General features: G+C 70.3%; 18 protein-coding genes. 1 reads left to right on the top strand and 17 read right to left on the bottom strand.

Annotation, left to right across the window (positions count from 1 at the left end; translation table 11 throughout):
• Positions 1-34: 34 nt before the first annotated feature.
• The 3 genes from VFE05_14035 to uvrC form a co-directional block, all read right to left on the bottom strand.
• On the bottom strand, positions 35-916 hold the full coding sequence (locus VFE05_14035; GenBank protein HET6231188.1) for a rhomboid family intramembrane serine protease: 882 nt from the start codon (positions 914-916) through the stop codon (positions 35-37).
• Between the two features lie 84 nt (positions 917-1,000).
• Positions 1,001-1,996: a D-alanine--D-alanine ligase gene (locus tag VFE05_14030; protein HET6231187.1), complete on the bottom strand. Its 996-nt coding sequence runs from the start codon at positions 1,994-1,996 to the stop codon at positions 1,001-1,003.
• 264 nt (positions 1,997-2,260) lie between these two features.
• A complete protein-coding gene (gene uvrC, locus VFE05_14025) occupies positions 2,261-4,114 on the bottom strand; it encodes an excinuclease ABC subunit UvrC (protein ID HET6231186.1) in 1,854 nt (617 codons plus the stop codon).
• 347 nt (positions 4,115-4,461) lie between these two features.
• On the opposite strand from uvrC, the gene VFE05_14020 reads away from it, so the two are divergent.
• Positions 4,462-4,644 carry a hypothetical protein gene (locus tag VFE05_14020; protein ID HET6231185.1) on the top strand — a complete coding sequence of 61 codons (183 nt, stop codon included), beginning with the start codon at positions 4,462-4,464 and terminating at the stop codon, positions 4,642-4,644.
• A gap of 220 nt (positions 4,645-4,864) precedes the next feature.
• Here the strand turns inward: VFE05_14020 and bshC are convergent, their stop codons facing one another.
• The 14 genes from bshC to VFE05_13950 all read right to left on the bottom strand — a co-directional run.
• Positions 4,865-6,487: a bacillithiol biosynthesis cysteine-adding enzyme BshC gene (gene bshC / locus VFE05_14015; GenBank protein HET6231184.1), complete on the bottom strand. Its 1,623-nt coding sequence runs from the start codon at positions 6,485-6,487 to the stop codon at positions 4,865-4,867.
• Positions 6,484-7,245 (bottom strand): class I SAM-dependent methyltransferase, encoded by a 762-nt coding sequence (locus VFE05_14010; GenBank protein ID HET6231183.1) that lies wholly within the window; start codon positions 7,243-7,245, stop codon positions 6,484-6,486. Before VFE05_14010 ends, bshC begins: the two co-directional genes overlap by 4 nt.
• Positions 7,242-7,721: a 23S rRNA (pseudouridine(1915)-N(3))-methyltransferase RlmH gene (locus VFE05_14005; protein HET6231182.1), complete on the bottom strand. Its 480-nt coding sequence runs from the start codon at positions 7,719-7,721 to the stop codon at positions 7,242-7,244. The genes VFE05_14010 and VFE05_14005 overlap by 4 nt, the downstream gene beginning before the upstream one ends.
• A 262-nt stretch (positions 7,722-7,983) precedes the next feature.
• Positions 7,984-9,555, bottom strand: coding sequence for an L-aspartate oxidase (gene nadB / locus VFE05_14000; protein HET6231181.1), 1,572 nt, complete (start codon positions 9,553-9,555; stop codon positions 7,984-7,986).
• Positions 9,552-10,577 (bottom strand): tetraacyldisaccharide 4'-kinase, encoded by a 1,026-nt coding sequence (gene lpxK / locus VFE05_13995; GenBank protein ID HET6231180.1) that lies wholly within the window; start codon positions 10,575-10,577, stop codon positions 9,552-9,554. Before lpxK ends, nadB begins: the two co-directional genes overlap by 4 nt.
• Positions 10,574-11,257: a lysophospholipid acyltransferase family protein gene (locus VFE05_13990; GenBank protein HET6231179.1), complete on the bottom strand. Its 684-nt coding sequence runs from the start codon at positions 11,255-11,257 to the stop codon at positions 10,574-10,576. The genes lpxK and VFE05_13990 overlap by 4 nt, the downstream gene beginning before the upstream one ends.
• Positions 11,254-12,405, bottom strand: a complete 1,152-nt coding sequence (lpxB, locus tag VFE05_13985) for a lipid-A-disaccharide synthase (protein ID HET6231178.1) — start codon at positions 12,403-12,405, stop codon at positions 11,254-11,256. The genes VFE05_13990 and lpxB overlap by 4 nt, the downstream gene beginning before the upstream one ends.
• 114 nt (positions 12,406-12,519) lie before the next feature.
• Positions 12,520-13,506: a Gfo/Idh/MocA family oxidoreductase gene (locus VFE05_13980; protein HET6231177.1), complete on the bottom strand. Its 987-nt coding sequence runs from the start codon at positions 13,504-13,506 to the stop codon at positions 12,520-12,522.
• Positions 13,503-14,324, bottom strand: coding sequence for an acyl-ACP--UDP-N-acetylglucosamine O-acyltransferase (lpxA, locus tag VFE05_13975; GenBank protein HET6231176.1), 822 nt, complete (start codon positions 14,322-14,324; stop codon positions 13,503-13,505). The genes VFE05_13980 and lpxA overlap by 4 nt, the downstream gene beginning before the upstream one ends.
• Complete coding sequence (locus tag VFE05_13970) at positions 14,308-15,597, bottom strand: bifunctional UDP-3-O-[3-hydroxymyristoyl] N-acetylglucosamine deacetylase/3-hydroxyacyl-ACP dehydratase (GenBank protein ID HET6231175.1); 1,290 nt, start codon at positions 15,595-15,597, stop codon at positions 14,308-14,310. The genes lpxA and VFE05_13970 overlap by 17 nt, the downstream gene beginning before the upstream one ends.
• Positions 15,598-15,932: 335 nt before the next feature.
• A complete protein-coding gene (lpxD, locus tag VFE05_13965; protein HET6231174.1) occupies positions 15,933-16,976 on the bottom strand; it encodes a UDP-3-O-(3-hydroxymyristoyl)glucosamine N-acyltransferase in 1,044 nt (347 codons plus the stop codon).
• Between the two features lie 193 nt (positions 16,977-17,169).
• Entirely contained in the window at positions 17,170-17,733 is a 564-nt protein-coding gene (locus VFE05_13960) for an OmpH family outer membrane protein (GenBank protein HET6231173.1), read from the bottom strand.
• Between the two features lie 97 nt (positions 17,734-17,830).
• On the bottom strand, positions 17,831-20,278 hold the full coding sequence (gene bamA, locus VFE05_13955; protein ID HET6231172.1) for an outer membrane protein assembly factor BamA: 2,448 nt from the start codon (positions 20,276-20,278) through the stop codon (positions 17,831-17,833).
• A 20-nt stretch (positions 20,279-20,298) separates the two neighbouring features.
• Positions 20,299-22,792 (bottom strand): ATP-dependent Clp protease ATP-binding subunit (locus tag VFE05_13950; GenBank protein HET6231171.1); only part of this gene is annotated, 2,494 nt, incomplete at its 5' end.

Genomic DNA, 22,792 nt, shown 5'->3' with positions numbered 1-22,792 from the left:
GGGCTTCGTGTCGATGCTGCGGATCGGTCAGCGCTCAGTTGGTGCGGTAGCGGCGGCTGACCTCGTTCAGGCGCTCCTTCTCCTGCGGGGTGAGCGACTGGAGGCCCTGGGTGCTGATCTTGTCGAGGATGCGGTCCACGTCGTCCAGCAGCTCGCGCTCGGCGCGTGCGCGGTCGGCCGGCACGAGGCCCGCGGTGCCGGTCGCGCGGACGGGGACGGGCTTCCGAACCTCTTCCTGTGCCTTGGGACGCCACGGGACCAGCGACGATGCCTTCTGCTGGCGCTTGGCGGTGAAGACGTTGCCCCACGCCGGCGGCGCCCACGGGCTCTTGAGGTAGGCGAACGCCACCGCCGCGCCGCCCAGGTGCGCCAGGTACGCGATGTCGCCCCCGCCGCCCACCGCCGCGTACAGGTTGAAGCCCACCATGATGGTGACCAGCCACTTCACCTTGATGGGGAAGACGCCCCAGAAGTACACCACGTTGTCTGGCCAGATCATCGCATATGCGACGAGGATCCCGAAGATGGCGCCCGACGCGCCGATGACCGGCGCGGGCATGGCCAGCGCCAGCAGCGCGCCGCCGGCGGCGGCCACAGCGTAGAACTTGATGAACTCGCGCGACCCCCAGCGCTCCTCCAGCGGCGGGCCGAAGAAGAAGAGCGAGAGCATGTTGAAGAAGATGTGCCCCAGCCCCGCGTGCACGAACGCGTACGTGATCAGCGTCCACGGGCGCGTGAGCACCGTCGCGCTGCTCACCTCCAGGTTCTCCATCGCCAGCTGCGCCTGCAGCGGCGCGAGCTTGTCGAGGAGGGTGATGACGACGAAGACGGCGGTGTTGGCGATCAGCAGCCGCTTCACCCACGGGGTGAGCGTGGGCGCCGAGAAGCTGCTCTCGTACGACGAACGGTATGGCATTGTGGGTCTGCGCCTGGTCAGGAAGGAGCCGCGCGGCGCGGGGCAGTCTGCCCCCGCGCGCGGCCCACATTCCCTGCTACACCACTACCTCAGGGCGAGTTGCACGATTCGCTCGCACAGGTCCGGGAAGGAGATGCCCACCGCCGCGGCCGCCTTGGGGAGCAGGCTGGTTGCGGTCATGCCGGGGAGCGTGTTCGCCTCCAGGCAGAACAGCTGCTCCTTGGCGAGGATGAAGTCGATGCGCCCGTACCCGCGCAGCTTGAGCACGCGGAAGGCGCGCAGCGCGTACGCCTGCATCTGCGCCACCACCTCTTCCTCCAGCGGCGCCGGGCACAGGTACTCCGTCATCCCCGGCGTGTACTTGCTCTCGTAGTCGTAGATGCCCTTCTTGGGGCGGATCTCCACCGGCGGGAGCGCCTGGTCGCCCAGGATGCCCACCGTGAGCTCGCGGCCCTTGGCGTAGCGCTCGATCATCACCTCGGTGTCGAACTCCGAGGCGACGGTCACGGCGTCGCGCAGCTCGCCCATCTCGCCCACCACCGTCATCCCCACGCTGCTGCCCTGCCGCGCCGGCTTCACGATGCACGGGCAGCCGATCAGGTCCTCGATGGTGTCGCTGTCGAAGGCGTAGTCCGGCGCGCGCGCCACGCGCCACGGCAGCGTGGGCACTTGCGAGTCGCGCAGCAGCCGCTTGGTGACGTCCTTGTCCATCGCGATGCCGGAGCCCAGCGGCCCCGAGCCCGTGTACGGCACGCCGATCAGCTCCAGCAGCGCCTGGATGGTGCCGTCCTCCCCCGCCCCGCCGTGCAGCGCTAGGAACGCCACGTCCGCATCGCGCAGCTGCTGCACGCCGCCCAGCTCGATGGCCGGCAGCGCGTCGTCCACCTTGCCGGGAGGCGCGGCGTGCACGCCCTCGGGCAGCAGGCCCCCCTCCTGGTCCGCGGCGATGAAGCCGCGCGCCGTGTCTATGGTGCTCACCTCGTGCCCCCGCTCGCGCAGCGCCTTCACGATCGCGAGCCCCGACGCCAGCGACACCTCCCGCTCCGCACTCGTCCCGCCCAGCATCACCGCGATCCGCATACCGCCTCCCGTTCAGGTGTCACCACGCCCCCACGCCATCCCGCCCGCCCGATGCAGAAACCGTACGCGCCCCGCTCCGCCTCGCCGCCGCACTTCCGTATCCGTCGACCACGTGTCTCACGCGGAGACGCGGAGCGCGCGGAGAACATACCGCTGTCCGCCATCCTCCCGCCGTTCTCCGCGGTTCTCTTTCCGCGTCTCCGCGCCTCCGCGTGAGGCCGTTCCGTCAGTGAACGCGGGAGATACGAAGACTGCATCTCCCGATCACGCTTCCGCTTGGGGCTCCTCGCCGCGGAGGTGGCGCAGGACGGCGCGGGCCATCGCCGGGCCGAACCCGGGAATGGCGGCGATCTCCGCCTCGCTCGCCTGGCCGACGGCGCGCATGGACCCGAAGCGCCCCAGCAGCGCCCGCTGCCGCGCCGCGCCCACGCCGGGGATGGTGGACAGCTCCGAGCGGACCGTGCGCTTCGTGCGCAGCTTCCGGTTGTACGTGATCGCGAACCGGTGCGCCTCGTCGCGGATCCGCTGGAGCAGCCGCAACGCCGGGCTGCGCCGCAGCATGCGGATGCTGTCCGGGCGGCCGGGCACGAACACCTCCTCGTCCTTCTTGGCGAGCGAGATGATGGCCTGCTGCCCCAGGTCCAGCTCGTCCAGCGCCTTGCGCGCGGCGCCGAGCTGCCCTTTACCGCCGTCGATCACCACCAGGTCCGGAAGCGGCTTGCCCTCGTCCAGCCGCCGACGGAACCAGCGCGTGACCACCTCGTGCATGCTGGCGAAGTCGTCGTTTCCCCACTCGCCGCGAATCTTGAACTTCTTGTACTCGCCCTTGTTGGGCTCGCCGTCCTCGAAGAAGACGCCGGACGCCACCACCTCGGTGCCCTGCGTGTGCGAGATGTCGAAGCAGAGGATGGTGCGCGGCACGCCGCCCAGCTCCAGCACCTCCTGCAGCTCGTAAAGCGCGTCCGGAGCGCGCGTCCCGGCGGACATGGACGAGAGGCGCCGCTCCTCGAGCAGGTGCCGGGCGTTCTGCGCGGCCAGCTCCACGAGCTGCACCTTCTCGCCGCGCTGCGGCACGTGGGTGCGCACGGCGCGGCCCGTCTGCTCGCGCAGCAGGCGCTCCAGCAGCTCGCGGTCCTCGAAGTCGCTGGGCAGGAAGACCTCGCCCGGTACCGAGTCGCTGTCACGCAGCGCACGCTCGGTGTAAAGGCGCGTGACGAAGGCGGAGAGCACGGCCTCGTCCGTCTCGTCCGCCAGGTTGGTGAGGAACTGCGCCTCGCGACCCAGCAGCTTCCCCTCGCGGATCTGGAGCACGATGCCGCACGCCTCGGCGCCGTCGCGGGCCATGCCCACGACGTCGCGGTCGGCGCCGCTCAGGTCCACCACGCGCTGCTTGCTCTCCAGCGCCTCCAGCTCGCGCAGCGTGTCGCGGAGCGCCCCCGCGCGCTCGAAGTCCATCGCCGCGGCCGCGGCGGCCATCTGCTCGCGCAGGCGGGCGGCGGCGCGGCGCGTGTGGCCGCCCAGGATGTCGCGGATCTCGTCCACCATCTGCCGGTAGTCGTCCTCCGTCTGAAGGTCCACGCACGGCGCCTTGCACCGGCCGATGTGGAAGTCCAGGCACGGCCGGGCCGGCTTCTCGCGCGGCAGGTCGTAGTGGCACGAGCGCACGGTGTACAGCTTCTTCACCAGCTCCAGCGCCATGCGCATGCGCCGCACGTCGGTGTACGGGCCGAAGTAGCGCGCGCCGTCCTTCGTGAGCGTACGCGTGACGTAGATGCGGGGGAAGAGGTCGGCCGTGACCTTGATGTACGGGTACGTCTTGTCGTCGCGCAGGTTGATGTTGAACCGCGGGCGGTACTCCTTGATGAGGTTGTTCTCCAGGATCAGCGCCTCGGCCTCGGTGTCCACCACGATGGTGTCCACGTCGGCGACGCGGCGCACCATCTCGCGCGTCTTCAGCGAGTGGTCGCGCCCGGAGTTGAAGTACGAGCGCACGCGCGGCCGCAGCGACTTGGCCTTGCCCACATAGATGATCTCGCCCTCGGCGTCCTTCATCAGGTACACGCCGGGCCGGGTCGCCAGGTGGCGGAGCTTGCTTTCCAGGACTGCGGTCTCGGGCATCGGTCTGGGGCTGCGCTGGCCGGCGTCTTCGGGGATCGTTCGGCACCTTGATACACCGCCCCCGCAACGCGTTCCGTAGCCGTCCCGCCACGCACGCGGCGGGATGCGTACCGCACTTGCGCGAAACGGGACGTGCGGCCGAATGCCGATCCTGCGGCTGCATCCGGCGTCCCGCCCTGGCCGGACCGATGAAGGATTCTCGGTAGATGCGGGAATCGCTCACCAGCTCGCTCAACTCTGCGCGCCCAAACATCCGATCTTCTCACGCTCTTCCGTTCTGCCGCGGAGCGCGTTAACATCTGATGGCGTGAAACGTACACCACTCATCCCACACCACGGAGCGCACCATGACTGCCTACCCGATGCGGCTGGACCCGATGAGCCTGAGCGTGGAATCGTTCGTTCCCGCCGACGACCCGAGCGTTGGCGACACGCCGGTGCCGGTCGCGGCTTCGGTTCTGTTCTCCAACCAGGCCGGCGATTGCAGCTCGCACTGCTTCGCGGAGACGAACAGGTACAACCTCTGCTGACCGCGACGAATCACACTCGTCGTCTCGTAGATGCGTGACCAGCGTCGGAACGCATCAACAGCGGGGCCGCCTCCCATCGGAAGCGGCCCCGCCGCTATCTCGGCGCTGGATCAACCGCCTTCAGCCGACATGAACGTCCACCGGGACTGAGCCTGGCGGGCGTTCGATTTGTCGGGATGTGCCGCTCAGGATGCTCCGGCGCTCGTCCAATTCGTCGACGTCACGCCGCGGTGGACTCCGCACGAGCCGCCGTCTCCGAGAACGTGACTGTCATCTGCTCTGCTAGATCGCGCAGCAGCGACGGGCCGTATTCGGCGAGGTACGGGAAGACGTTGAGGACGCGCTCCTGCGGTACACCGTTGGGCCGCAGGTGGTTACGTGCAACCTCCACTGCTCGGAGCAGCCCCGCATCCCGCCGCTTGAGCTGCCGCAGGATCTTCTGCTCCGCGTCCGACACGCCGAGGAGGGCCCGGTTGCGCGCGGAACCCAGCGCCTGCGACACCGTGGGATCGATCTGCCCCGCCGCATCCATAAGCGCCGCATAGCGATCCACGATGGACGCACGGAGCGCGGCAAGGCCGTCCGCCACCGCTGCGGGCACGCGATCCCGCGCGACGCGGTGCAGCACCTCGTGCAGAGGCGGGGCGAGGTCCGCCATGTCCAGTCCGAGATCGCCCAGCGTCTCCTCCGCCTCGGAGGGTGCGATGGTGGCGGAGAAGCGGGGGAAGACGACAGGCGCGCGGATACCGAACGCGCGGAAGAGCGGTCCGATCTGCGCGAAGTACGCTGTCTCCGCCGGCCCGCCCACGTACGCGAGCGTCGGGAACACGGCGGACTCCACGACCGGCCGCAGGAAGACGTTCGGGCTGAAGCTCCGCGGGTCGTTCCGGATCGCCTCCGCAAGCTCCCCGTCGGAGAAGCGAACGCGTGCCTCGGGGGCGAGCCAGGCGCCGTCCTTCCGCACCAGCCGCTCGCGGCCGCGAGGGCCGTGGAAGAAGAGGTTGGCCGTTTCGGGTACGACGACGACCTGCGTCACGTACCCGTCCGCCGCGAGCGCGTCGCTGCGCTCGCGCACCAGGCGCTCGTGCTCCGCCGCGTGCTCCGCCTCGCCGAGCAGGACGTGTACCGACGCCTCCTTCACGGCCGGATCGGCGGCGTCCGTAACGAGCACGTCGAAGTCCGAGAAGAGACTTTCGGTCAGCGCACGGAAGGCATCGGCGACCGTCACGTCCGGCTGATATGCATCTCTAATCTGCTTTATACATGCGTCCGCATCACCATGTTCAGAAAGGAGATGCGCAATTTCATCGACAGCGGATTCGACGTCTTGTCCGAGCTTCATGTCGCTCATCGGGGCCGCGTGCGGGTCCGTCGCCGCGACGGAGAACGAGCGCAGGGTTCCGCGCCCGTCGACCGCCTCCACGTGTCTCACCTCGTTAAAATCGTGATCCTCCGAGGCGATCCAGAAGACGGGGAGGACGATCTCCCCGAGCTCTCTCTCCAGCGCCTCGGCGAGGCGGACGGCGGTCAGGATCTTGTGCACGGTGTACAGCGGACCACCGAAGAGCCCCGCTTGCTGACCGGTGGTCACGACTGCCCCGCCGTTCTCGACGAAATCGCGCAGCCGCTCCGCCGCGCGGGCGGAGGTGGGGCGCACGGCGGCGGCCACACGCTCTCGCGCGGCGCGGTCGAACCGTCCCCGCACCTCCGCCAGCTTCTCGCGATACGACTCCACGTCGAACGGGCGGCCCTCGAAGTACGGGGCCGCCTTCCCTTCCCCCCGCAGGTAGTCCTCCACGAGCGTGGACCCGCGGAGGGGCCGAACCTGTATGTGCAGCGTCAACGGGACCTCCCGATCAGGATCACTCGCGGACCTTCCGGACGAAGCGGGCCGCCGCGGTAGTCGCCGAACGAGGCGACGGGCTGCATGCCGTGCAGGGTGAGCAGCGCCCCCAGCTCGTCGGCCGTGTAGAGGCGCACGCGCTCGTGGAAGACGCGCGGTGGCCCGCCCGCGTCGTCGAAGATCTCGATGCGCTTGAGCACCACGGTGTCGTTCTCGATCAGCGTACGCGTCTGCACCACGCGGCGGCCGTCCAGCTCGGACTCGTCGATGGGGCGCAGGTCCTCGCGGACCGCGTCGGCGTTCAGGTAGTCCACGGCGAACGCGCCGCCGGGGCGCAGCACGCGGTGAACCTCGCGCAGCACGTGCACGTCGTCGGCCGGGTCCGGGAAGTAGCCGAACGACGTGAAGAAGCTCGTCACCAGCCCCAGCGACCCGGTCGCGAACGGCAGCTCGCGCATGTCGCCGCGGACCACGGGAAGCCCTCGCTGGCGCGCCCGGCGCAGCAGCGGCGCGGACAGGTCCAGCCCGAACGCGTTCAGCCCGGCATCCCGGAGATACGCCAGGTGCCGCCCCGCCCCGCAGGCGAGGTCCAGCACGGCGGTGTCCAGCTTCTCCGCGGCGCTGCGGACGACGAGCTCCACGGCGCGGGCGGCCTCGCCCTCGTCACGGTAGCCGTACAGCTCCAGGTACTCGTCGCCGAACCACTCGGCGAACCAGTCTTCGTCGCCGCCGGCGGCAGGTGCCGCGCGCTGGTTCACGTGTCTCGCCCTTTGTGGTACGGCTCGCCGCGCGCGATGGTGCCCGCACGGTAGATCTGCTCGGTCAGCATGAGCCGCGCAAGCTCGTGCGGCAGCGTGAAGGCGCTGATGGAGAGCTTGTGCGTGGCCCGCGCCAGAAGCTCGTCCGACAAGCCGAACGCCCCGCCGATCACGAACGCCGCACCCGGGCTGGCCTTCACCGCCAGGTCCGCAAGATACGCCGACAGCCGCTCCGATGACCACTGCGTCCCGCCGCGGTGCAGCGCAACGACGTCCATCCCCGTCCCGACCTTGGCCAGCAGCCGCTTTCCCTCCTCGCCCCGCACCCGCTCCGCGTCGGACGCGCTGCGGAAGCTCTCCTCCTTCACCTCCACGGCGGCGTAGGTGAAGTACCGGCGGATGCGCGACTCGTAGTCCGCCACCGCTTCCGCGACCGGTCCGCGCACCTTGCCTACGGCGAGGAGGGAGAGCTTCATGGGCGATCCCTCCGCCGGGACGCCCCCTCCCGCTCGCTTAGGCTCGCACCCTCCCCCGCAAGCGGGAGAGGGTTGGGGGTGTTGTGCGCGCTCTCAGCGGCGACGGCGGCGGCCGACGGTGGCGGGGTTAGTCCCCGCAGGGGGACTTTGCACGGTTGTTGCCGCGACTTCAGTCGCCCGTTCTCCATCGACACCCTACACACCTGCGACGCTTTCGCTCGTGGAACACTGTTGCTCGCTGCAACCATCAGCGTAAGTCTCATCACCGCACTACGATGGTGTCGGAGAGAGAGTGCTCGTTGTCCTTGTAGGGATGATCCGCGTTGTAATGCAGCCCGCGGCTCTCGCGCCGACGCAGGGCGCAGCGGACGATGAGGAGCGCGACCTGGATCATGTTGCGGATCTCCACCAGCTCCGGCGTGGGGCGCGACGCGGCCCAGACGGCGTTGTTGTGCTCCGCGATGCGGCGCATCCGCATCTCCGCCGCGGCCAGGCGCTCGTCCGTGCGCACGATGCCGACCATCTCCCACAGCACGTCGCGGATCTCCTCGCGCGCGGCGGCGAACGAATCGACGGAAGGCTGCGCATCTCCCGTGGGCACGTGCACTTCCGCCGGGACGAGCGGGCGGGTGACGGAGAGCTGCGGGCCCAGGCGCTCGGCCGCGCGGTGGGCGAAGACGACGGCCTCGAGCAGAGAGTTGGATGCGAGACGGTTGGCGCCGTGCACGCCGGTGCACGCCGTCTCCCCCGCCGCGTAAAGGCCGGGCACGGAGGTGCGCCCGTCGGTATCCGTCAGCACGCCGCCGCACAGGTAGTGCGCGGCGGGGACGACGGGAATGGGCTCGCGCAGCATGTCGATGCCCCGCTCCGCCGTCTCGCGCAGGATGTTGGGGAAGCGCTCGCGGATCTCGTGCTCGGGAATGGCGGAGCAGTCCAGGAGGACGTGCGGGTCGCCGCTCGCCTTCATCTCCCGGTCGATCGCGCGGGCCACCACGTCGCGCGGCGCGAGGGACGCCAGCGGATGGTACGCGTCCATGAACGGCGTGCCGTCGTTGCGCAGCAGGACGGCGCCCTCGCCGCGCACGGCCTCGGAGATGAGGAAGGTGCGCTCGCGGGCCGGGTACAGCGCGGTGGGGTGGAACTGGATGAACTCCATGTTCGCCACCTTCGCGCCGGCCCGGTACGCCATCGCCACCCCGTCTCCCGTCGCGATCGACGGGTTCGTGGTGTGGCGGTAGACCTGGCCACATCCACCCGTCGCGAGCATCACCGCGCGGGCGAGGAAGGACACCGTCTCGCCCGTCTCCGCGTCCAGCACGAGCACGCCGCAGCAGCGCTCGCCCAGCGTGCCCGGGTCGGTCGCCGTCAGGAGATCGACCGCGGCGTGGTTCTCGTACGTGGAGATGTTGGGCGATGCGGCGACGGCCGCTAGCAGTGCTCGCTCGATCTCGCGCCCCGTCAGGTCGTCCGAGCGGACGATCCGGCGCCGCGAGTGCCCCCCTTCCCTGCCGAGCGAGAGATCGCCCTGCTCCTCCGTGAACTTCACGCCGAACTCGATCAGCTCGCGCACGCGCGGCGGGCCCTCGCGCACCAGGACGTCGACGGCGTCGGGGTGGCAGAGACCGGCGCCGGCCACCAGCGTGTCCTCCATGTGCAGCGCGGGCGAGTCGTCCGCGCCGAACGCCGCAGCGATGCCGCCCTGCGCCCAGTTGGTGCTGGAGTCCGGCTGCGTCTTCTTGGTGACGAGCGCGACGGTGCCGTACCGCGCCGCCTTGAGCGCGAACGACAGCCCCGCGATTCCGCTGCCCACCACCACCACGTCCGCCTGCATCATCCGCCGTCCCCTTGCAGCACGCCGCGCAGCAGCCCGTCCAGCACGTCACCGCCGGACGTGATCTCCACGCTCTGCTCCAGCACGAAAGCCTCCGCGTCCCCACCCAGCAGCGGCCGCAGCTTCACCGCGTCCTTGTGCGTCATCACCAGCGGCCGCCCGCTCGCCCGCGCGAGGATGGCGCGAACGTCATCTCCCGTAAACGCGTGGTGATCGGGATAGGTAGCCGCTTCCGCATCTGCCGCATGGATCTGTAGATGCGCGAGGAACGGCCGCGGATCCGCCAGCGCGGAGACGGCGAGGACGCGCCGCCCGGTCAGCCAGTCGAGACCCACGGAGCGCGCCCCATCGATAGAAACCAGCCGCGACGGCGACAGCGAGCACTCCGCGGTCCGAACGCCTGGGACGAGCCGCTGCAACTCGGCGGCAACTTCCGCGGAGCGGCCGGGAGATGCGGACTTGCGCGTGACAACGACCATCTGCGCGCGGCGCATCGCCGTCACCGGCTCGCGCCACGGCCCGCGCGGGAGAAGCCGCCGCCGCCCCGTCCAGCCTTCCGCCGAGACGAGGACGATGTCGAGGTCGCGGCGAAGCGCGCGATGCTGGAACCCGTCGTCCAGCACGATCACGTCGCAACCGGCGGCGACCGCCTCGCGCGCGGCGACGATGCGCTGCACATTCGCGAAGACGGGCACGTCGGGGTTCAGCTCGCGATGCAGCAGCACCTCGTCTTCCCCGTACCCGCGCATGACGATGGCCGGGCGCCGTCCCCAGTCCGACAGACGGCGGACGAGCCAGGCGGAGAAGGGCGTCTTCCCCGCCCCGCCCACCGCCACGTTGCCGACGCTGATCACCGGCACGGGCACGCGTTCGATGGACGACAAGCCACGATCGTACAGCGCGTTGCGAAGGCCGGACGCGGCGCGGAAGCCCGCCTCGGCCGGCAGCGTCGCGGCCGTGAGCACGCGTCCGGCGGCGCCAGCGTCGCCCGCCCACCAGCGCGGGACCCACTCGCGCAGGCTCACGCGATCAGCGGGCGCGAGAAGTCGTCCACGCGCGCCTTCACCTCCGCCATCTTCGCTTCCAGCTCCAGGCCGAACGCCTCCAGCCCCGCCTCGTCAGCCTCCGGCGGCACCCACATCGGCTTCTCGTACAGCACGCGGACGGTGCTGAACGGCTTGGGGACGAGGAAGCGGTCCCACCCGCCGAAGTACCACGCGCGGCTCGCGCTGCCCAGCACGGGGATGATGGGGATGCCCAGCCGCTGCGCGATGATGAGCGGCCCCGGCTTCATCTTCTCCCGCGGCCCGCGCGGTCCGTCTGGAGTGATCGCGAGCGACTTGCCCTGCCGGGCCGCCCTCATCAGCCCACGCAGCGCCTCCGTGCCCCCTCGGCTGCTGGAGCCGCGGACCACGTGGAAGCCCCAGCGCTCCACGATGCGGGCGATGTACTCCCCGTCGCGGTGCTGGCTGATGAGCGTCGCCACGCCATGGCCGCGGTGCCGGAAGGTGCACGGCAGCAGCCGGCCGTGCCAGAGGTTGAAGACGACGGCCTTGCCCGCGTTCCAGTAAGGCAGGTAGTTCTCCTCCCCCGCCGTCTCCCACCGGCACGTCGCGAAGAGCGATGCGAACAGTCGGTCCCCCGCCCCGCCCACCAGCCGCAGCTTCCGCTCCAGCTTGGCATCGGCGGCTACGATCTCGTTCATCCGCCGCGCTCCAGCAGGTCCGCCGCAAGCTCCACCACGCGCCGCGACGCGCCCGGTCCGCCGAGCTTCCCACGGATTGCGGCGAGCCCATCCACCATCTCCCGGTGCTGTGTCGAGCCCGTGTTCAGCAGCGGCAGCAGCGTGGCGGCGAGCGCGTCGGGCGTCGCCGCGTCCTGCACGAACTCCGGCGCCACCCGCCGCTCCGCGATGAGGTTGGCGAGCGCGATGTGCGGCACCTTCACCAGCCGCTTGGCGATGCCGTAGCTGAGCGCGTTCATCCGGTAGACGACCGCGAACGGCGTCCCCGCCAGCGCCGCCTCCAGTGTGGTCGTGCCGGACTTCACCAGGGCCGCCGTCGCGTGGCTCAGCAGTCCGTCGGTGCTGGGGATGAGCGGCCAGTCCGCATCTCCGTACACCGCGCGGTCGATGCCCGCCGGGACGCCGATCACCGGCTGCACGTCCGCCCGCGCGGCGACGATGCGCCGGGCGGTCTCGGAGAACAGCGCGAGGTGTCTGCGCACTTCCTGCGCGCGCGAGCCGGGGAACAGCCCGAGCACGGGCCTCGCCGGATCGAGCCCGTGGCGCGGCGCCCACTCCGCCTGCGAGTCCGGGGGGGGCGGCACGTCCAGCAGCGGATGGCCCACGAACCGCGCGTCCACCCCGGCGCGGCGCAGGAACTCCTCTTCGAAGGGGAGCACCACGGCCACCTCGTCCGTGTCCCGCGCCAGGTCGCGCACCCGGCTCTTGTGCCACGCCCACACCTGCGGCGCGATGTAGTACAGCACGCGCCGCCCGCTCGCGTGGGCATGCCGCGCGAGCCGCAGGTTGAAGCCGGGATAGTCGATGGGGATCACGAGGTCGACCCGCGCCTCGTCGAGCGCGGCGAACACGCGCTTGCGCAGGTCGATGAAGAACGGCAGGTGGCGGAGGACTTCCACCAACCCCATCACCGCCAGCTCGTTGAGTCCGGCGAGAAGCTCCACGCCCGCCGCCTGCATCCGCGAGCCTCCGAGGCCGATCAGCCGCGCGTCCGGCCAGCGCTCCCGCAGCGCTCGCGCCAGGGCGGCGCCGTGCAGGTCGCCGCTCTCTTCGCCGGCAGAGATGAAGATGGTGGGCGCGCGCGAGTGCGCCGCGGCGGGTGTGGTCACCGCGCGGAGACTCGCAGGAGACCCCAGATCACGCCGAGTACCAGCACCAGCAGGATCACCAGGCGGATGGTGGATGGGGGCCGCTTCCCGCGGAACTCGTACGGCGACCTGGGCTTACGCCGCGATCCCGGCTGCAGCACTCTGCTCGATGCGGTTCATGATCTCCAGGGCGATGGCCAGCGCGTCGCGCCCGTCCTCGCCGCTCACCACCAGCGGGCCGGTGCCGCGCACCGCGGCCGACCACGCCTCCAGCTCCGCGCGCAGCGGCTCAGCACCGTCGCCCTTCAGCTCCACGCGCTCCACGATGCTCATCAGCGACAGCAGGCTGAAGTCGCCCTCCGGCATCGTGGCGCCCTTCTTCAGACGCAGGAACTCGCCCGTGCCCGTCGCCAGGTCCAGGGAGATGTAGCCGGACTTCTGGAAGAAGCGGATCTTCCGCATCTTCTCGAAGCTCACGCGGCTCGCGGTGATGTTGGCCACCGCGCCGCCCTCGAACACCAGGCGCGCGTTGGCGATGTCCGCGCTGCCCGTCAGCACCGGCACGCCCACCGCATCCACCCGGTCCACCTTGCGGCCGACCAGCCCGAGGACGAGGTCGATGTCGTGGATCATCAGGTCCAGCACCACCGCCACGTCCGTCCCGCGCGGGTTGAACGGCGACAGGCGGTGCGACTCCACGAACTTGGGCTCTTCCAGGTACTGCTCGCAGGCCCGCAGCGCGCCGTTGAAGCGCTCCACGTGCCCCGTCGCCACCACGGCACCCTTCGCTTTGGCGAGATCGACGATCCGCTCCGCCTCCTCCAGCGTGGACGCGATCGGCTTCTCGATCAGCAGGTGCACCCCGCGCTCCAGCGCCGGGATCGCGACCTCCGCGTGGCTCGTCGTCGTCACCGCGACCACGGCGGCATCGACGTTGGACAGGAACTCGTCCAGCGAGCCGAATGCCCGGACTCCCAGGTCCGCCGCGACCTTTGCCGCGCGCTCCGGGTTACCGTCGTACACGCCCGCCATCTGCACGCCCTCCACCTCGCGGAGGATGCGCGCGTGGTGGAACCCCAGGCTGCCGACGCCCACGACGCCGGCGCGAAGCGGAGCCGTCATACCGACACCCCGCGCTCGCTGGCTTCGAAGAACGAGAGGAAGACCTCCACCTCCGGCAGCGCCCGCAGCTCCTCGCGGGCCCGCGCCAGCGCCTGCGTGGTGTTGTGCGTGGATGCGAAGAAGAGGCGGTACGCGCGCTTCAGCTCGCGCCGCACCTCTTCGTCGAAGCCGCGGCGCTGGAGGCCCACGGAGTTGAGCCCGTAGAGCTGCATTGGGCTGCCGGCCGCCTTCACGTACGGCGGCACGTCCTTGGCCACGCGCGAGGCGCCGCCCACGAACGCGTGCGCCCCGATGCGCACGAACTGGTGGATGGGCGTCATCCCGCCCACGATCGCCCAGTCGTCGATGCTCACGTGGCCCGCCATGTTCACGGCGTTGCTGATGATCACGTGGTCGCCGATGCGGCAGTCGTGCGCCACGTGCACGTACGACATCAGCATGCAGTCGCTGCCGACGGACGTGAGGCCCGACGCGCTGGTGCCGCGGTTCAGCGTGGCGTACTCGCGGATGATGGTGCGGTCGCCCACCACCAGGCGCGTGGGCTCGTCGTGGTACTTCAGGTCCTGCGGGTCCGTCCCCAGCACGGCGCCGTTGGAGATGGCGCACTCCGCGCCCACCGTCGTGTCGCGCTCGATCAGCACGTGCGACGAGATGCGCGTGCCGGCGCCGACCACGACGTTGGGCCCGATGATGGAGAACGCGCCCACGCTCACCCCCGGCTCCAGCACGGCACTGGGGTCCACGATGGCGGTGGGGTGGATCTCCACGCCCGGGCGCTCTGCGTGCGGCATCGCCGCGGCCTCAGCGAACGACGACACGGGCCATCATCTCCGCTTCCGCGACCACCGCTCCGTCCACCGTGCCCACGCCCTTCATGCGGCACGTCATCCCGCGGATCTGGAGCACCTCCAGCTCGAAGCGGATCTGGTCGCCCGGCACCACCGGGCGGCGCCACTTCACGTTGTCCAACGACATGAAGTAGACGATCTTGTCCTCCACGTTCTCCAGCGTGTCCAGCATCAGCAGCCCGCCCACCTGCGCCATCGCCTCGATGATCAGCACCCCCGGCATCACCGGCCGGCCGGGGAAGTGCCCCACGAAGAACGGCTCGTTGATCGTCACGTTCTTGAGCCCCACGATCCGCTTCCGCTCCTCGTACTCGACCACGCGGTCCACCAGCAGGAAAGGGTAGCGGTGGGGCAGGTACTGCATGATCTGCTCGATGTTCAGGATGGGCCGCGAGAGCGCCTTCTTCTCGGCCCGCGCCAGCAGCTCCTTCGCCAGCGCCACGTTGCCCTGGTGCCCCGGCCGCTCCGCCACCACGTGCCCGTGGATGCGGGCGCCCGTCAGCGCCAGGTCGCCCACGATGTCGAGCGTCTTGTGGCGCACGAACTCGTCCGGGAAGCGCAGCTCCGTGCCCTCCATCACCCCGGCGTCCGTCAGCACCACGGCGTTCGAGACCGTGCCGCCCTGGACCAGGCCGCGGGCGCGCATCTCTTCCACCTCGCTGTCGCGGCAGAAGGTGCGCGCGGCGGCCACCTCGCCCTGGAACGCGTCCTGGGTGATGCGGAACGAGCCGAACTGGCGCCCGATCAGCGGGTGGTCGAAGTCGATGGTGGTGGAGATGCGGTACGAGTCCGCCGGGGCTACCACGTACTCCGCCACGCCCTTGGCGAGCGCGAAGCTCTCGGTCACCGAGATGACCTTGGCCGGCGCGTCCTGCTCCTGCACGCCGCACTGCGCGATCAGGTTGAAGAAGGGCGCCGCGCTGCCGTCGGCCGCGGGCGGCTCGGCGCCGTGCAGCTCCACGACCAGGTTGTCCACGCCGTGCGCCACCACGGCCGAGAGCAGGTGCTCCACCGTGTGCACCTTCGCCTCGCCCAGGCCGATGGTGGTGCCGCGGTCGGTGCTCACCACGTGGCTCACGTGCGCGGGCACCTCGGGCTGGCCGTCCATGTCCATGCGGCGGAACACGATGCCCGTGTTCACCGCGCCGGGCAGCAGGCGCAGGCGCGAGTCGCACCCGGTGTGCAGCCCCACGCCCTCCATCTCGCCCGGCCGGGCGATGGTGTTCTGTCTCGGAGTCGTCATCTATCTCGTCTGGACCGCCGTGCGGCACTCCGGCGCGGCGGGTTCGGTGGATCGGTGGATGTACGGCCTCGCATCACCTGGGCCGATGCGCATCCGCAGCGCGTTCCTCGGGCGTCTCGGCAGATGCGGGAGCGCGGCGGTTGAAACCGCGGCAACGACGGCGCAAAGTCCGCCTGCGCGGACTAACGGCGCGGCGTCTTCGCGCTTCGGCCGCATCATCGTGTCCGCGCGGATGCGATGAATCGCACCCCTACGGTCCGCGGTGCCGACGCGTCTCGGCAGACTCATCGCCCGGCGAACATCGACTGCGACCTGAATCGAGCTCCGGTCGCCGGCTACTCGTCCGTTGAGGATCTCGGGCCGAGGACGGCGCGTTCGATCTCGCGGATGCGCTTGACGAGCGCGGGCAGCTTGAACAGCGCGGCCTGGGCGCGGAGCGCTTCCTGGTGCGGCCGCGCGGGATAGCCGGAGACGGTGGCGCCCGCGGGCACGTCGGCCGTAACCCCGCCCTGGGCGCCGATCCGGGCGCCGGCGCCGATCTCCAGGTGCCCGCCCACCCCCGCCTGCCCGCCCAGCACCGCGCCGTCGCCCACCTTCGTGCTGCCGGAGATGCCCACCTGCGACACGATGATCACGTGCCGCCCGATGCGGCAGTTGTGGCCGATCTGCACGAGGTTGTCGATCTTCGTCCCGTCGCCGATCACCGTGTCGCCGATGGAGCCGCGGTCGATGGTGGTGTTGGCCCCCACCTCCACGTCGGCGCCTATGCGGCAGCCGCCCACCTGCGGAACCTTGCGGTGCCCGCCGTTCTCGAAGACGAAGCCGAAGCCCTCCTTGCCGATCCGCGCACCGGAATGGATGATGGCCCTCGGGCCGATCCACACCCCGTCGAACACCGTGGCGTGTGGGTGCACCGTCGCGTCGTCGCCCACCGTGCATCCCTGCCCCACCACCGCGTGCGCCGCGATCCGGCAGCGCGCGCCGAGCGTCGTGCCCTCGCCGATCACCGCGTACGGGCCCACGCTGGCGCCCTCGCCCACGGTCACGCCCTCGCCCAGCACCGCGGTGACGTGCACTCCCGCGGGCACGGGGGCCGGCGGGTACAGCAGCGGGAGGATGTGCGCGAGCGCGGCGTGCGGGTCCGCGACGCGCACGCCGCTCAATCCTTCCGGCAGCTCCAGCGCGGCGGCGCGGGGCACCAGCACCCCCCCGGCGCGAGTGGAGTGAATGTATGCGAACCACTTCGGGTTTGCAACGAACGACAGGTGCTCCGGCCCGGCCTCGTCCAGCGGTGCCACGCCCGTCACCACGCGCCCTTCGTCGCCGAACGGCTCACCCCCTGCGGCCCGCGCCGCCTCGGCAATGGTCAGCTGCGCCATCGTCACTCCATCCCGGTTCCTCGTAACCCGCGTCCGCATCATCGCGGGGCGGCCTCGCATCACCCGACAACGTCCGATGCTCTCGGCCGACGCTGTGCTGTCTGAAAGACGCGCCGCATCGGCCGGCAGAAAAAAGCGAAGGCGCCCGCGGCCGGTGGGCCGCGGGCGCCTTCAAACTATCCCGCCCGGTGCCTCAGTGCGAGGCCGGGGCCGCCGGGGCGGCGCCGCGAAGGCGCGTGAGCACCTGCGCGGTCATGTCCAGCGCGGGGTCGGCGCTAAGCATCACGCCGGTGGACGAGTCGAGGATCAGCGTGTAGCCGCCCTCGGTGCGCATCTGGTCGATCACGCCGTTGATCTGCTTCATCACCGGGTCCACGACCTCGGACTGGCGGCGCTGCGCCGTCTGCTCGATCTGCGCGACCTGCTGCTGGTAGGCCTCGAAGCGCTGCTGGAGCGCCGTCTCGCGCTGGGTGCGCACGGCCGGCGTCAGCGTGGGCTGCTCGCGCTGGTACGCCGCGCGGGCCGCCTCGATAGCGCGGCCCAGCGAGTCGGCCTGCGCCTTGTAGCGCGCCATGTCGGTCTCCAGCGCGCGCTGCGCCTGCACCGCGGCCGGGGCCTCGGCCAGCACGCGCTGCGAGTTCACGTAGCCGATCTTGAGCGGACCGGCCGGAGCCGCCGCCTGCGCGGCAGCCTGCGTCGCGCCCATCACCATCATCGCCAGTGCGGCGAAGGCACCGCACGAAAGAACACGCTTCATTGCTGCACTCCGAAGGGGAAATGAACGGGGCGGCCCGGAGCGGGCCGCCGCCGGAGAAGCGGGGCGAGGGCCTTGAGGCCGCCGCCCCGCGGGACTGCTAGAAGCCGGAGCCGAGCTTGAAGTGGACCTCCCAGCCCGGCGTGGGCTTGTCGAAGCCGTACGCCGTGTCGATGCCGATGGCGCCCAGGAACGGCGTCACGATGGTCACGCCCACGCCCGCGCTGCGGAACAGCTTGGTGGGGTCCACGTGCTGCACGTCGCTCCACACGTTGCCCGCGTCGCCGAAGAGCTGCAGCGACAGGTTGTCGTTCACGCGGAAGGCGTACTGGCCCGTGACCGTGAGGAAGGCGTCACCCAGGCACGACGTCACGAAGTTGTTCTCGCACTGCTCGTTGAAGCCGAACGGCGTGATCGTGCGCTCCTTGTACCCGCGCAGCGGCTGGCCGAACTGCGTGCCACCCACGTAGAAGCGCTCGAACGGGAAGAGCGACACGTTGCCGAAGTTGAGGCCGGTGTGCGCCTCCAGGCCCAGTGCCGTGCGGATGGGGTGCGGGCCCGAGCCGATCTTGCTCACCGGCACCCACCACTCCAGCTCGCTCGTCACCTTCTGGAAGTTGCCGTCGCCGCCCAGCGGCCCGCCCGTCTGCGCCACCGACACCGACTGGCGCGTGCCCGCCGTGGGGAAGAGCGGGTGGTTCTTGGTGTCGCGCGTCACCGCCAGCGACAGCGTGCTCGCCAGCGCGTCGTTCTCGCAGAACACGTTGGTGGAGTTCAGGCAGCTGTTGTCGGCCGCCACCAGGTGCGTGCGGCTCAGCGTGTAGCCCAGGAAGGCACGCGTCCGCAGCAGCCCCGGCACCGGGGCGCCGAACTGAACCGAGCCGCCGGTCCGCACCCGCCGCCCGTTGTCGGCGTTGAAGTACCGGTCGCCCGTGCGGAAGAGCGAGATGCTGCCCGAGTTGCGCGTGCCCCACAGCGCCGGGTCCGAGTACGAAGCCTCGAAGCTGCTGCGGCCGTAGCCGTACTCCACGCGCAGGTTGGCCTGCTTGCCCTGGCCGAACAGGTTGGGCTGCGAGTACCCCAGGAAGCCCGAGAACCCGCCCGAGCTGCCGTTGTAGCCGCCGCCGATCACCGTGCCGAAGTTGATGTTCCCCGTCTGCTTCTCCTTCACGTGGAACACGATGTCCACCTGCCCGCTGTCCGGGATGGGCAGGATGTCGGGCGTGGGCAGCGGCGTCTCGAAGAAGCCCAGGCCGTTGATGGCCTGGTAGCTCTGCAGCACCGCGTCCTCGTTGTACACGTCGCCGGGAACGATCCACAGGCGGTCGCGGATCACGTTCTCGTGCGTGGTGCTGTTGCCCACGAACGAGATGCGGCGGATGTAGAACGGGCTGCGCTCCGAGATGGCCCACGTCACGTTCACCGTAGGCTGCTCGCCCGCGGCGGTGGCCGGCACCCGGTCCACGATGGGCTCCACCTGCGCGTACAGGTAGCCCTCGTTGCGGTACATCTGCTGCACCTGGCGCGTCGCGTCGTCCAGCGCCGCGCGGTCGAACACCTCGCCCTTCTCGCGCTCGCTGGTGCCGCCGAACGGCAGGCCCAGCACGGAGCGGTGCTGCACCGTGAAGAGCTTCGTCAGGTCGTCGGTGGGGAAGCGCGAGTTGCCTGCGATGCGGAACTCGCCCAGCCGGTACTGCGCCCCCTCGGCGACCTCCACCTGGAGCCGCGCCTTGCCGGTCGCCGGGTCCACGATCAGCGTGTCGCCCACCACCGCGAAGTCGATGTAGCCGTGCGCGCCGTAGAAGCTGGGCAGGCTCTCGCGCAGGTCCGTGTCGAACGTCTCGCGGTCGAAGCGGCCCGAGCGGAACCACCAGAAGCCCTCCTTGCGGGTCTTCAGCGCCGCCGCCAGCTCCTCGTTCGTGAAGGCGTGGTTGCCCACGAACGCGATCTGCGAGATGGCCAGGCGGTTGCCCTCGTGCACGTCGAAGACGAGGCGGCGCGAGTACGGCTGTCCCGGCGTGGCCAGCAGCGACGTGTCGATGGAGACGAGCTGGACGCCATGCTTGGCGAGGAGCGACGCCACCATGGCGCGCGCCGCGGCCACCTTCTGCGGGTCGAGCGGGGCGTTCTCCTTCAGCTTCACCGTGTCGCGCACCGTCTTGCCGCTCACCGTCCTCAGGCCGCGGAACTCGATGGTGCTGATCATGGGCCGCTCCACCACCGACACGATCAGCGCGCCGTGGCCCTGGTCCGCGCCGCGCACCGCCACCTGCACCGACTCGTAGTTGCCGGAGTCCATCAGGTGCCGGATCAGGTGCTGGATCCCCTCGCCCGCCACCACGTCGCCCTTGCGGATGCCCGTCTCGCCCCGCACCGCCGCCTCGGAGAGGCGCGCGTTGCCGCGCACGATCACGGTGTCCACGACCAGGCCGGCGGGGCCGGCTGCGTCGGGAGCGGGGTTCGTGGGGTTCTGGGCGTGGGCGGCGCGGGGGAGAGTCGCGCAGAGGGCGAGGGCGAGGAGGGCCGCCGGAGCGGCCCCCCGTGCCATGTGTCTTCCTACCCGTAGCATCACGTCTTCGTGGTTGAAGAAGGCACCTGGAACGCCAGCGACTGCTTGTCGTCGGCCACCGAGACCGCGATCTCGTCGCCGGGCGAGAACTCGGCGGAGAGGATCTTCTCCGACAGCGGGTCCTCCAGGTAGCGCTGGATGGCGCGGCGGATGGGCCGCGCGCCGAACTTCTCGTCGTACCCGTGCTCGATCATGAAGTCCACGGCCCCGTCGGTGAGCTTGAGCGTCAGCTCCTCCTCCTTGAGCCGGCCCTCCACCTCGGCGAGCAGGTTGTGGATGATCTGCCCGATCTGCTCCCGCGTGAGCGGGTGGAACACGATGGAGTCGTCCAGCCGGTTGATGAACTCCGGGTTGAACGCCCGATCGATCTCTTCCTTGACCTTCTCCTCCATGCGGTCGAACGACGACTGGTCGGACTGGGTGTGGAAGCCCAGCCCCTTCCCCTTGCCGATGTCGCGCGCGCCCAGGTTGCTGGTCATGATGATGACCGTGTTCTTGAAGTCGATCACCCGGCCGTAGTTGTCGGTCAGGTGGCCTTCGTCCAGGACCTGGAGGAGGATGTTGAACACGTCGGGGTGCGCCTTCTCGATCTCGTCGAGCAGCACCACCGAGTAGGGCTTGCGCCGCACCGCCTTGGTGAGCGTCCCCGAATCTTCGTAGCCCACGTACCCCGGAGGGGCCCCGATGAGCCGGGAGACCGAGAACTTCTCCATGTACTCGCTCATGTCCACGCGGATCAGCGCGTTGCGGTCCGCGAACATGAACTCCGCCAGCGCACGCGCCAACTCCGTCTTGCCGACGCCGGTCGGGCCGGCGAAGATGAACGAGCCGATGGGGCGGCGCGGGTCCTTGAGCCCCGCGCGCGAGCGGCGGATGGCCCGCGAGATCGCCTGGATCGCCCGGTCCTGGCCCACCACGCGCTTGTGCAGCTCCGCCTCCATGCCCACCAGGCGCGCCGTCTCCGCCTGCTTGAGGCGCGTGACGGGGATGCCCGTCCAGCGCGAGACGATGAACGCCACGTCCTCCTCCGTCAGGGCGGGACGATTGGTGCGGCGCTCCTCCTCCCACGCCTTCTCGCGCTCCTGGATGCGGCGCTGGAGCTCGCGCTCGTGGTCGCGCAGCTCGGCCGCGCGCTCGAAGTCCTGGTCGCGGATGGACTCGTCCTTCTTCTGCGCCAGCTTCTCCAGGTCCTTCTTCAGGTCCGACACCTCGGGCGGCGGCACCTGCGTGGCCAGCCGGGCGCGCGCGCCCGCCTCGTCGATCACGTCGATGGCCTTGTCCGGCAGGAACCGGTCGGTGATGTAGCGCTCCGAGAGGCGCACCGAAGCGTCGATCACCTCGTCGGTGATCTTGATGCGGTGGTGCTCCTCGTAGTGCGTGCGCAGCCCCTTCACGATCTCGATGGCCTCGTCGATCGACGGGGGGTCCACCGCGACGGTCTGGAAGCGGCGCTCGAGCGCGCCGTCCTTCTCGATGTACTTGCGGTACTCGTTCAGCGTCGAGGCGCCCACGCACTGCAGCTCGCCGCGCGCCAGCGCCGGCTTCAGCATGTTGCTGGCGTCGATCGCGCCCTCGGCCGCGCCCGCGCCTACCAGGGTGTGCAGCTCGTCGATGAAGAGGATGATCTGCTTGTTCTGCGAGATCTCGTTCATCACCGCCTTGAGCCGCTCCTCGAACTGGCCGCGATACTTCGTTCCTGCGATCACCGCGGCCATGTCGAGCGACAGCACGCGGTAGTCGCGGAGCGAATCCGGGCACTTGCCCTCGGCGATCAGCTGGGCGAGGCCCTCCACGATGGCCGTCTTGCCCACGCCGGGCTCGCCGATGAGCACGGGGTTGTTCTTCTTGCGCCGCGAGAGGATCTCCATCACCCGCTCGATCTCTTCCGCGCGGCCGATGGTGGGGTCCAGCTCGCCCTGCCGCGCCAGCTCGGTGAGGTCGCGGCAGAAGTGGTCCAGCGCCGGCGTCTTGCTCTTCTTCTCGCCCTTGGGCGTGCCGCCGCTGCTGGTGGACGAGCCGCTGCTGCTGCTGGTCGCCGTCGGCGCGTTGGGCTCGCTGCCGAGGAGCTTGAGCGTCTCGCGGCGCGCGTCCTCCAGCGTCACCCCCAGCTGCCCCAGCACCTCGGCGGCGATGCCCTTCTCCTCGCGGAGCAGGCCGAGCAGCAGGTGCTCGGTGCCCACATACGAGTGGTTGAGCTCGCGGGCCTCGGCCATGGCGAACTCCAGCACCTTCTTGGCGCGCGACGTGTACGGCAGCTCGCCCAGGGCGATGGTCGCCTTGCCGCGGCGCACCGACTCCTCGACCTTCTCCTGCACCTGCTCCAGGTCCACCGCCAGGTTGTTGAGCACGGCCGCGGCCACGCCCTCGCCCTCGCGGATGAGCCCCAGGAGGATGTGCTCCGTCCCCACGTAGTCGTGCTGGAGCCGAATCGCCTCCTCGCGCGCCATCGCGAGCACCTTCCGGACGCGGTCTGTAAAGTTGTAGTTCATAACC

This window comes from Longimicrobiaceae bacterium (genome assembly GCA_035696245.1).
Taxonomy (GTDB): Bacteria; Gemmatimonadota; Gemmatimonadetes; order Longimicrobiales; family Longimicrobiaceae; genus DASRQW01.
The sequence above is the reverse complement of the archived record's forward strand: the minus strand, read 5'-3'. Positions and strand labels throughout refer to the sequence as shown.

What these genes read in the sequence shown, in the direction of transcription:
- VFE05_14020 (HET6231185.1), top strand. Translation starts at nt 4,462, where the DNA reads ATGACTGCCTACCCGATGCGGCTGGACCCGATGAGCCTGAGCGTGGAA.
- lpxD (HET6231174.1), bottom strand. Translation starts at nt 16,976, where the DNA reads ATGGCGCAGCTGACCATTGCCGAGGCGGCGCGGGCCGCAGGGGGTGAG.
- uvrC (HET6231186.1), bottom strand. Translation starts at nt 4,114, where the DNA reads ATGCCCGAGACCGCAGTCCTGGAAAGCAAGCTCCGCCACCTGGCGACC.
- VFE05_13960 (HET6231173.1), bottom strand. Translation starts at nt 17,733, where the DNA reads ATGAAGCGTGTTCTTTCGTGCGGTGCCTTCGCCGCACTGGCGATGATG.
- VFE05_14005 (HET6231182.1), bottom strand. Translation starts at nt 7,721, where the DNA reads ATGAAGCTCTCCCTCCTCGCCGTAGGCAAGGTGCGCGGACCGGTCGCG.
- nadB (HET6231181.1), bottom strand. Translation starts at nt 9,555, where the DNA reads ATGATGCAGGCGGACGTGGTGGTGGTGGGCAGCGGAATCGCGGGGCTG.
- bamA (HET6231172.1), bottom strand. Translation starts at nt 20,278, where the DNA reads ATGGCACGGGGGGCCGCTCCGGCGGCCCTCCTCGCCCTCGCCCTCTGC.
- VFE05_14035 (HET6231188.1), bottom strand. Translation starts at nt 916, where the DNA reads ATGCCATACCGTTCGTCGTACGAGAGCAGCTTCTCGGCGCCCACGCTC.
- VFE05_13970 (HET6231175.1), bottom strand. Translation starts at nt 15,597, where the DNA reads ATGACGACTCCGAGACAGAACACCATCGCCCGGCCGGGCGAGATGGAG.
- VFE05_13980 (HET6231177.1), bottom strand. Translation starts at nt 13,506, where the DNA reads ATGACGGCTCCGCTTCGCGCCGGCGTCGTGGGCGTCGGCAGCCTGGGG.
- VFE05_14030 (HET6231187.1), bottom strand. Translation starts at nt 1,996, where the DNA reads ATGCGGATCGCGGTGATGCTGGGCGGGACGAGTGCGGAGCGGGAGGTG.
- VFE05_13990 (HET6231179.1), bottom strand. Translation starts at nt 11,257, where the DNA reads ATGAACGAGATCGTAGCCGCCGATGCCAAGCTGGAGCGGAAGCTGCGG.